Source organism: Massilia sp. NBRC 108631 (genome assembly GCF_059704565.1).
Map to the genome: position 1 here is coordinate 16447 of NZ_BAAKJE010000134.1, position 10679 is coordinate 27125.

At 66.2% G+C, this 10679-nt stretch carries 7 protein-coding genes; 6 read left to right on the forward strand and 1 reads right to left on the reverse strand.

Features of this window, described 5'->3' with window-relative positions:
• Positions 1 to 90: 90 nt before the first annotated feature.
• The 5 genes from AC6H42_RS15110 (at position 91) to AC6H42_RS15130 (ending at position 8363) form a co-directional block, all read left to right on the forward strand.
• On the forward strand, positions 91 to 1797 hold the full coding sequence (locus tag AC6H42_RS15110) for a PQQ-dependent methanol/ethanol family dehydrogenase (protein ID WP_497548404.1): 1707 nt from the start codon (positions 91 to 93) through the stop codon (positions 1795 to 1797).
• Positions 1798 to 1876: 79 nt separating this feature from the next.
• A complete protein-coding gene (gene acs / locus AC6H42_RS15115; protein ID WP_057156162.1) occupies positions 1877 to 3832 on the forward strand; it encodes an acetate--CoA ligase in 1956 nt (651 codons plus the stop codon).
• Between the two features lie 170 nt (positions 3833 to 4002).
• Positions 4003 to 5157 (forward strand): porin family protein, encoded by a 1155-nt coding sequence (locus AC6H42_RS15120; protein ID WP_057156163.1) that lies wholly within the window; start codon positions 4003 to 4005, stop codon positions 5155 to 5157.
• 21 nt (positions 5158 to 5178) lie between these two features.
• Positions 5179 to 7368, forward strand: coding sequence for a 4Fe-4S binding protein (locus tag AC6H42_RS15125; protein WP_229418232.1), 2190 nt, complete (start codon positions 5179 to 5181; stop codon positions 7366 to 7368).
• The gene (locus tag AC6H42_RS15130) at positions 7365 to 8363 is read left to right on the forward strand and encodes an FAD:protein FMN transferase (protein WP_057156165.1); all 999 of its coding nucleotides are present in this window, start codon (positions 7365 to 7367) and stop codon (positions 8361 to 8363) included. The genes AC6H42_RS15125 and AC6H42_RS15130 overlap by 4 nt, the downstream gene beginning before the upstream one ends.
• A 5-nt stretch (positions 8364 to 8368) precedes the next feature.
• Here AC6H42_RS15130 and AC6H42_RS15135 read toward each other — a convergent pair whose 3' ends face one another.
• A complete protein-coding gene (locus AC6H42_RS15135) occupies positions 8369 to 10333 on the reverse strand; it encodes a sigma-54-dependent Fis family transcriptional regulator (protein WP_497548402.1) in 1965 nt (654 codons plus the stop codon).
• Between AC6H42_RS15135 and AC6H42_RS15140 the strand changes: the two genes are divergently transcribed.
• Positions 10332 to 10679: hypothetical protein (locus AC6H42_RS15140; RefSeq protein ID WP_497548403.1), on the forward strand; the 348-nt coding region annotated here is incomplete at its 3' end. The genes AC6H42_RS15135 and AC6H42_RS15140 overlap by 2 nt on opposite strands.

Here is a 10679-nt window from a genome sequence, read left to right on the forward strand (position 1 = left end):
AAAAATCATACTTAGAGAAGAATAGAGGAGAAGACTGTGCAAAAAACTATCATGGGATCGTTGCTGGCTTCGTTGCTGGCGTCCGGCGGCATGGGGATGGCCTGGGCTGCGGGCGGCGCCGCCGTCACCACCAGCATGCTGGAAGGGGCATCGAAAAATACCGCTGCCGTGCTGTCGTTCGGCATGGGCTCGGAGGGGCAGCGCTTTTCGCCGCTGACCCAGATCAACACCGCCAACGTCGGCAAGCTGACGCCGGCCTGGTCGTTTTCCTTCGGCGGCGAGAAGCAGCGCGGCCAGGAATCGCAGCCGCTGATCCACAACGGCAAGATGTTCGTTACCGCGTCCTATTCCCGCATCTTCGCGGTGGACCTGAAGAACGGCGCCAAGCTGTGGAAGTATGAGCACCGCCTGCCGGACGGCATCATGCCGTGCTGCGACGTGGTCAACCGCGGCGCGGCGCTGTTCGACAACCTGGTCATCTTCGGCACGCTGGACGCGCAGCTGGTGGCGCTGGACCAGGACACCGGCAAAGTCGTCTGGAAGGAGAAAGTGGACGACTACGCCGCCGGCTATTCGATGACGGCGGCGCCGCTGATCGCCAAGGGCCTGCTGCTGACCGGCGTGTCCGGCGGCGAGTTTGGCATCGTCGGCCGGGTGGAGGCACGCAACCCCAGGACCGGTGAGCTGGTCTGGTCGCGCCCCATGGTGGAAGGCCATATGGGCCACAAGTACGACAAGGACGGCAACGCCATCGACAACGGCATCACCGGCACGCCCAACAAGACCTGGCCGGGCGACCTGTGGAAAACCGGCGGCGCCTCCACCTGGATGGGCGGTACCTACGATGCGACCACCGGCCTGGCCTACTTCGGCACCGGCAATCCGGCCCCGTGGAACAGCCACCTGCGCCCCGGCGACAACCTGTACTCTTCCTCCACCGTGGCACTGGACGTGACCACCGGCCAGATCAAGTGGGCTTACCAGAACACGCCGAACGACGCTTGGGACTTCGACGGCGCCAACGAGTTCGTGACCTTCGACATGGACGGCAAGCGCTACGGCGGCAAGGCCGACCGCAATGGCTTCTTCTATGTGAACGACGCCAGCACCGGCAAGCTGCAGAATGCTTTCCCCTTCGTGAAGAAGATCACCTGGGCCACCGGCATCGACCTGCAGACCGGCCGCCCCAAGTTCATCACCGAAGGCCGTCCGGGCGACCCGACCAAGGGTGAGGAAGGCAAGAAGGGCAAGACCGTGTTCGCCGCGCCGGCCTTCCTGGGCGCCAAGAACCAGATGCCGATGGCCTACAGCCCGCAGACCAAGCTGTTCTACGTGCCGGCCAACGAGTGGGGCATGGATATCTGGAATGAACCGATCAGCTACAAGAAGGGCGGCGCCTACCTGGGCGCGGGCTTCACCATCAAGCCGCTGTTCGACGACTACATCGGCGCGCTGCGCGCGCTCGACCCCAAGACCGGCAAGATCGCCTGGGAAGTGAAGAACAACGCGCCCCTGTGGGGCGGCGTGATGGCCACCGCCGGCGGCCTGGTGTTCTACGGCACACCGGAAGGCTACCTGAAAGCGCTGGACGCCAAGAGCGGCAAGGAACTGTGGAAGTTCCAGACCGGTTCCGGCGTGGTGGCGCCGCCGGTCACCTGGCAGGAAGGCGGCGTGCAGTACGTGGCCGTGGTGTCCGGCTGGGGCGGCGCGGTGCCGCTGTGGGGCGGGGAAGTGGCCAAGAAGGTCAATTTCCTGGAGCAGGGCGGTTCGGTGTGGGTGTTCAAGCTGATGAAGTAGAACGGATCGATTGCCTGGTGTCTTTTTCTGGCGGCCTCGGTCGCCAGTTTTTTTGCCTGATTTTTTTGGAGAGCAGCAAATGCAGACGACTTACATGCCGCCAAGCGCATTCTCCGCGCAAGCGGCCATTCCCGACATGGATGCCTACGAGGCACTGTGCGCCCACGCGGAGCGCGACTACGAAGGCTACTGGGGCATGCTGGCCCGCGCCAACCTCGATTGGCACGTGCCGTTCACGCGCGTGCTGGACGAACGCGAAGCGCCGTTCTACCGCTGGTTCGACGACGGCCGCCTGAACGTCTCCTACAATTGCCTGGACCGCCACATCGAGCGCGGCCTGGGCGACAAGACCGCCATCATCTTCGAGGCGGACGACGGCGCCTTCACGCACGTGACCTACAGCGGCCTGCATGCCAGGGTGTGCCGCATCGCCAACGGCCTGCGCGCGCGCGGCATCGGCAAGGGCGACCGGGTGGTGATCTACATGGCCATGTCGGTCGAAGGCGTGGCCGCCATGCTGGCCTGCGCGCGTATCGGCGCCACCCATTCGGTGGTGTTCGGCGGCTTCTCGGCCAAGGCGCTGCAGGAACGCATCGTGGACGCCGGCGCCGCGGCCGTCATCACGCAGGACGAGCAGCTGCGCGGCGGCAAGCGGCTGCCGCTGAAATCCATCGTCGACGAGGCGCTGGCGCTGGGCGGTTGCGGCAGCGTCAAGCACGTGATCGTCTATCAGCGTACCGGTGGCGGCGTGACCCACGTGTCGGACCGCGACATCTGGCTGCACGACCTGATGGCGGACCAGCCGGAGCAGTGCGAGCCGGAGTGGGTCAACGCCGAACACCCGCTGTTCATCCTGTACACCTCCGGCTCCACCGGCACCCCGAAAGGCGTGCAGCATTCGAGCGGAGGTTATCTGCTGTGGGCCGCGCTGACGATGAAATGGACCTTCGACATCAAGCCGGACGACGTGTACTGGTGCACCGCCGACATCGGCTGGGTCACGGGCCACAGCTACATCGCCTACGGGCCGACGGCGGTCGGCGCCACACAGGTGATCTTCGAAGGCGTGCCGACCTATCCGGACGCGGGCCGCTTCTGGCAGACCATCGCGCGCCACGGCGTGAGCATCTTCTACACTGCGCCCACCGCCATCCGCTCGCTGATCAAGGCCTCGGACATGGACCCCACGGCGCACCCGCGCAACTACGACCTGTCCACCCTGCGCCTGCTCGGCTCCGTGGGCGAGCCGATCAACCCGGAAGCCTGGCGCTGGTACCACCAGAACGTGGGCGGCGAACGCTGCCCCATCGTCGACACCTTCTGGCAAACCGAGACCGGCGGCCACATGATCACACCGCTGCCGGGGGCCACGCCGCTGGTGCCCGGTTCGTGCACGCTGCCGCTGCCGGGCATCATGGCCGCCGTGGTGGACGAGGCGGGGCACGATGTGCCGGACGGGCAGGGCGGCATCCTGGTGGTGAAGCGTCCGTGGCCGTCGATGATACGCACCATCTGGAACAACCCGCAGCGCTACCGCAGCAGCTACTTCCCCGAGGAGCTGGGCGGCAAACTGTACCTGGCCGGGGACGGCGCGGTGCGCGACGAGGACAGCGGCTACTTCACCATCACCGGCCGCATCGACGACGTGCTCAATGTATCGGGCCACCGCATGGGTACGATGGAGATCGAGTCCGCGCTGGTGGCGCATCCGCTGGTGGCCGAGGCGGCCGTGGTGGGCAAGCCGGACGACACCACCGGCGAGTCGATCTGCGCCTTCGTGGTGCTGAAAAAAGCGCGGCCCGGCGGAGCGGATGCCAAGGCGCTGGCGCAGGAACTGCGCAACTGGGTGGGCAAGGAGATCGGGCCGATCGCCAAGCCCAAGGATGTGCGCTTCGGCGAACAGCTGCCTAAAACCCGCTCGGGAAAAATCATGCGCCGTTTGCTGCGTGTGCTGGCGCAGGGCGGGGAAATCACGCAGGACGTCTCCACGCTGGAGAACCCCGCCATTCTCGAGCAGCTGGGCAAGGCAGTGTAGAAAATAGGAACACCTGCGGCGCGCTTGTGATCCGTATTCTGATCCGTATTGACACAACAGCGGCCGCGCGCCGCAGGTCTCTCCCTCTGATGCATACCCGGCACGCAACTTGCCCCTTAGGTGGTGCACCGAACGCGGTGCACTCAAACATAAAACCAAGGGAGACTGGAATGAAAAAGATCATCACGGGCGGCATCGCCGTTGCCACTTTCGCAGCGCAGCATGCCGGCGCGGTTGATTTCAAAGCTGGCGACTGGACCGTGGGCGTGGGCGGTATCGTCAACGCCTACTACACCCAGGTATCGTGCTCCGGCGATGCCGTGGGCGGGCTGGCGCTGGCCGGCAAGGGCCTGGGCTGCGGCGGCCAGGACGACCGCAGCACCATCGGCAACGGCCTGCTGCCCAATGGCCTGGTTACCTCCGCCAGCTCCAACCTGGGCGGCTACGACGTCAAGGCGCTGATCGGCATCTACCACGCCACCGCCACCGACAGCGCCATCAGCCAGAACAGCAACGTGGACGTGCGCCAGGCCTACTTCACCTTCGGCACGGCCGACATGGGCACCATCAAGATGGGACGCGACAACGGCCTGTTCGGCGCCGGCGCCATTTTCGGCGACATGACCCTGATCGGCGCCGGTGCGCCGGTGCAGGCCACGCAGCGCGGCCGCGTCACGCTGGGCCACATCGGCGCAGGCTATAGCTACGTCGGCTACTATGGCCAGATCGCCTACAGCTCGCCGAAGAGCAGCGGCTTCGGCGTCGACGTGGCGCTGGTAAGCCCCGTATCCGACACGCCGCTGCTCACGCCGTCGGTGTACTCGACCAAGACCAGCCCGCAACTTCAGGGCCAGCTCACCTGGAGCGCGGGCGGCGCCAAGGCCTGGCTGGGCGCCAAGGGGCAGAAGTTCGAGTCGGTGACCCCCGGCGTGAACGACTTCACCATGCGCGCCTTCGAAGTGGGCGCCTCCTACAACGAGGGCACGCTCGGCCTGCTGGCCAACTTCCAGGGCGGCAAAGGACTGGGCGTGCTGTCCGACGCGGACCAGGGCGAAACCACGGCGCGCAACTACTTCGTACAGGGCACCTACAAGGCCACCGGCAAGATGAAACTGGGCCTGGGCTATGGCATCAGCAAAAACAGCGACAACACGGCGGGCACCGGCGGCTTGAAATCGAACGCCAACCTTACGCTGGGGGCGTACTACACGCTGAACAGCGCCATCACGCTGGTGGGCGAAGTGGGGCAGACCCGTTCCAAGGGCTTCAACGGCAGCGAAGCGAAGATGAGCGGCGCCTCGCTCGGCGGCATCATCTTCTTCTGACCTGCGGAGGCTGGCGGCGCTATGATGGCTCACTCGGTACTCAACGTTTTGCGGCGCATGGCGATGCTGCTGCTGGCGCTCTTGCTGTCGGCGCCGGGCGCGCCGGCGGCGGCCGGTGTGCTGGACCGCGCCGCCGTGGCGCAGCGCTTTCCCGCGCCGCTGATGGTGGGCGAGCGCGACGCGGCGCTGCCGGTGTGGCCTTTGTACCGGCAGAACGCGACGGCGACGGAACTGGTGGGCTATGCGTTCGAGTCCATCGACCTGGCGCCGGTGGCAGGTTTCGCCGGCGTGCCGCCTAACCTGCTCATCGCGCTGGATGCGAAAGGCGCTTTCCTTGGTGTCTCGGTGCTGTCGCATCACGAGCCGGTGTTCCTGGAAGGCCTGGGCGACGCGCCGTTGGCCCAGTTCCTGTCGCAGTACCAGGGCGTGCCGCTGGCCAGCTCCATCCGGATTGGCGTCAAGGACGGCAAAGGCGGCCCGCAGGAAGTACAACTGGACGGCGTGGCCAAGGCGACCGCTTCGGTGCGCATCATCAACCAGAGTGTGTTATCCGCCGCGCTGAAGGTTGCGCGGGCCCGTCTCGGATTCGCGGCCGGGCGCGATCCCGCGCAGGCTGCCCGGCTGCGCACCGATGTGGAAGAGCCGCTCAGCCTTGAACGCATGGTGGCGCAGGGCGTGCTGCACCAGCTGCGCGTGACCAACCGGCAGGCCGAGGCGCTGTTCAGCGGCTCGCCCGGCGCCGGCCTGGATGCGGAGGCCCTGCGCGATCCTGACGGCACCTTCGTCGATTTGCGGCTGGCCTATGTGTCGTTGCCGGCAGTGGGCCGGAGCCTGCTGGCGCCGCGCAGCTGGAACAAGCTTGCGGCGCGCCTGGAACCTGGCGACCATGCGGTGCTCGCGGCCTGGTCCGGTCGCCATACGCTGATGCCGGAGGAATTCGTGCCGGGCAGCGTTCCGGAGCGGCTGCTACTTCGGCAGCAAGGCTTGCCGCTAGAGCTGCGTGACCTGGACATGGAACTGTCGCTGAAAGATCCTGCCGCGTTTGGCGGCGCGCATGTCGCCGTGTTCCGCGTGATCGCCCAGGCCGGGCTGGACCCCGGCCTGCCGCTGGACTTTGCGTTGCCCGTCACGCGCAGCAAGGGCATCGTCTACCCGGAGCGGACCACGCGCGAACTGGCGCTGCAATACCGCTTGCCCGAGCGCTTCTATACCGCCGGCGCTGCTGCGGAACCGGCATGGCATGGTGTCTGGCGCGCGCAGGCGGTGCCGCTTGGCGTGCTGGCCGTGGGCTTGCTGGTGCTGGCTGGCGCGCTGATTCTGCAACGGCGCCTGGCCGGGCGTAGCGTTCGGCTGGCGCGCTTCCGGTTCGCCTACCTGGTGTTTACGCTGGGCTTCGTCGGCTACTGGGCCCAGGCCCAGCTTTCGATCGTCAACCTGACCGGGGTGGCGCAAGCGCTGGCTGCCGGGCGCAGCCTGGAATACCTGCTGTTCGACCCCGCCACGCTGATGGTGTGGGCGTTTGCGCTGGTGGCGCTGCTGTTCTGGGGACGCGGCGCGTACTGCGGCTGGCTGTGCCCCTTCGGCGCACTGCAGGAATTCGGCGCCCGGCTGGGACAGTGGCTGCGCCTGCCGCAGATACGCCTGCGCAGCAAGGCCGATAGACAGTTCAAATGGCTCAAGTTCGTGGCCCTTGCCGCCATCGCCGTCAATGTGGCGATCGCCTCCAGTGCCGCGCTGGAAAGCACAGTGGCCGATGCCGCCGGCGCTGCCCCCGCGCCGGCAGCGGCGAGTCTTGACCTGCTGCTGGAACTGGAGCCGTTCAAGACCGCCATCACGCTCAGCTTCGTGCGCAGCTGGCCCTACGTTGCCTACGCGGCGGGTCTGGTACTGCTCAGCGCAGTCTGGTTCCGCGCCTTCTGCCGCTACCTGTGCCCGCTGGGTGCGGGCTTGGCGCTGCTCGGGCGGGCCAGGCTGCTGGATTGGGTGCCGCGCCGCAAAGCATGCGGCCAGCCCTGCCAGACTTGCCGCCACCGCTGCGCCTACCAGGCCATCGAGCCGGCCGGCGCGATCGACTACGAAGAGTGCTTCCAGTGCCTGGACTGCGTCGCCATCCATGATAGCGAAGCGCAATGCGCACCGCTGCTGCTGGAGCGCAAGCGAAGCGGCGTCATTCCCATTGCGCGCGCAGGCGCCAAGGAGACAGCATCATGAAACGAAGGACATTCCTGGCCGCGTCGATCGGCGTGCTGGCCGGCGCCGAGGCGGGCGCCAGCTCGGCAGCGGCTGCGGGGCCGCCGCTGCACACGGCCGCAGCGCAGGCGTTCGGCACCACTGTCACCGTCACGGTGGCGCACGCCGACGGCGCAGCGGCACAAGCGGCAATGCGCGCCGCGCTGCGAGAAGCCCAGGCAGTGGACCGGCTGATGTCCATCTACGATCCGGCCAGCCAGGTCTACCAACTCAACCGCGACGGCGTGCTGCCCAATCCCCACAACCGTCTGTTGCTGGTACTGGCGCAGGCGCGCGCCTTGGCGCTGCTGACCGACGGCGCCTTCGACGTCACTGTCCAGCCCTTGTGGCTGGCGTACGCGCAGGCTGCAGAGCGGGGTGGCTTGCCGGACGCGCTGGCCCTGAGCCGTGCCCGTGCACTGGTCGGCTGGCGGCAGCTCGCCTTCAAGCGCGGGGAAGTGCGCTTTTTGCGGCCGGGCATGGCGCTCACCCTGAATGGCCTGGCCCAAGGCTATGCCGCCGACCTGGCGCTGGCCGCGCTGCGCCGGCACGGCATCCGCAACGCGCTGCTCGACACCGGCGAGTTCGCTGCCAGCGGCGCCAAGCCGCCCGGCTTGCCTTGGGCGTTGGGTATCCGTGATCCGCGCGATGCCGGCGCCTGTACCGACATCGTGCTGGCGCGCGACCGTTGCCTGGCCACGTCCGGCGATTATGAGTCGGTGTTCACGCAAGACCGCGTGCATCACCACATACTGGACCCGGAGCGGGGCGACTCGCCGCCGGAACTGGCCGGCGTGACAGTGCTGGCGCCATCCGCGCTGCTGGCGGACGGTTTGTCCACGGCGTTCATGGTCATGGGCGCAAAGAAGGCGCATGCGCTGGCCGGCCGCCTGCCTGGCATTGACCTGCTCACGGTGGACAAGCAGGGCCGGGCGCGCCGCTCGCCCGGTTTCGCAGCGGCAGCGGGGCGCGCATGACAGCCTTACTTCAGGTGCGGCATCTTGCGGTAGATGGTGTTGCGCGACACGCCCAGCGCGCGCGCCGTGGCCGACACATTGCCGCCGTGCGCCGCCAGGGTCCTCTGGATCAGCGAGTGTTCCACGTCCTCCAGGCTGGCACCGCCGGCCGGCAGGTGGATGGCTGGGGCCGATCCGCCATATGTAGCAGCAGCGGCAGCAGCAGCGCATGGCGGATCGGCTGCGGCGATATCGTCCAGGAAGTCATCCGGCATATGCCGCTGCGAGATTTCAAACTCGTCGCCCGCCATGACGATGGCGGTGCGCAGCAGATTGGTCAGCTGGCGGAAGTTGCCGGGCCATTTGTGGCAGCGGAACAGTGCCAGCATCTCAGGCGCCACCGTATAGCGCGTGCTGCCTGATTCGATGGCGATAATCTTCTTCACCACCGTTTCCAGATCGGTGCGCTCGCGCAGCGGCGGCAGCTTGACCACCAGGCCGTTCAGCCGGTAATACAAGTCTTCGCGGAACAAGCCCTTGGCGATGCGGTCGCGCAGGTTGTGGTTGGTGGCGCAAATGACTTCGACGTTGACCGGGATCGACTTGCTGCTGCCCAGCGGCGTCACCATGCGTTCCTGCAGCACGCGCAGCAGCCTGGCCTGCAGGCTGTAGGGCATGTCGCCGATTTCATCCAGGAACAATGTGCCGCCGTTGGCTTGCAGTATGCGGCCGACCGCGCCCTTCTTGCGGGCGCCGGTGAAGGCGCCGTCTTCATAGCCGAACAGTTCGGATTCAATGAGCGTTTCGGGAATCGACGCGCAGTTGACCGGAATGAAGGGCCCCTGGCCGCGCGGCGAGTCGTTGTGGATGGCCTGGGCCAGCAGCTCCTTGCCGGTGCCGGTTTCGCCCATGATCATGATGGGAATGTCCTTGCCCAGCACGCGCGTCACCTTGTCGATCACCAGTTCCAGTTGCGGATCGCCGGTGCGCAGATAGCGCAGGCCGGACAGCTTGCGCGCCGCGTTCGCGGCATGCAGCGCGGACGGCGCCGCCGCAGGACGTGCTGCGGGCTCGGTATCGTGCGGCTCGGCCAGTACATGCTGGAAGTGACTGCTGCCCAGGCGCAGCTGGGCGCGGCCGTACACGCGCACGCCATTGTGCATGCACAGGTTGAGCAGGCCGGGGGCGGCGGTACGGTAATGGTCGAACAGTGCCGACACCGGCAAGCCGAACAGGGAATTGAAGGTGTGCGTCTGCAGCGCCGCATAGCTCAAGCCCAGCTGGAACAGTCCGCTGCGGTTGGCGGACAGGAAGCGTCCGCCCGGCGTGAAAGAGGCAATGCCTTCCATCAGTGTGCCGATGAATTCCGGCCGGGTATGGAAATGCAGCGTGATCGAGTCCTCGAACGTGGCCTGGAACAGCTGGTTCTCTATCATCAGCGCGGACATACGCACCAGCGCCATGGTGTGCTTGTGGTAGCTGCGCTGGTCGCCCGATACGTCCAGCACGCCGACCACGTTGCCGTGATTGTCGGTGATCGGCGCGGCGGAGCAGGTCAGGAAGTGGTTGGCTTGCAGATAATGCTGGTCCGCGTGCACCAGCGCAGCACTCTTTTCAGCGATGGCGGTGCCGATCGCGTTGGTGCCCCTGCGCTCTTCGGACCAGGCTGCGCCGGGCTGCAGCGCCACGCGGTTGGCCTTCTCAAGAAAGTCCGCATCGCCCAGCGAATGCAGGATCACGCCGTTCGCGTCCGTCAGCAGCACCATGTTGTGGGTGTTGATGATTTGCTGGTACAGCGTTTCCATGGCCGGCAGCGCGTGGGTGTGCAGCATTTTGTTCTGCTCTATTAGCAGGGACAGGTCGCCGCTGGCGATGGGGCCGATGTCCAGTTTGCTTTCCGGGCAGAGTCCATAGGCGAGCGAGCGCTCGTGCGAAGTGCTGATGATGCCGGCCATATCCATGGCGGCAGTGGTGGCGGTTGGCTGGTACATGTCTCCGATTCCTCTAGCGGGCCGTCTGACGCGGCGTTTTTTGTGTGTCGGTTGTTACAGTATGGCGCATTTGTATCGTTATGGAACACCCAGGACGGAACAAACGCCGCGCCAGGGCCGTTGGCCGTGCCGCTTTCTATTACTTAGCAAGCCTGATGCCACCACCTTACATGAACCTGAAATAGCGCTTGCCTATGGGACAGTGTCTTGCTATAGTTCTGTCCCCGCGCTGCTGAACATACGCAGCGCAGGATGGAAGGAAAAGCAGGGGGTTGACGGAAGCAACGACAAGCCTCATAATCTTCCTTCTTCGCTGCTGACAAACAAAACGCTTTGTCAAACGCAG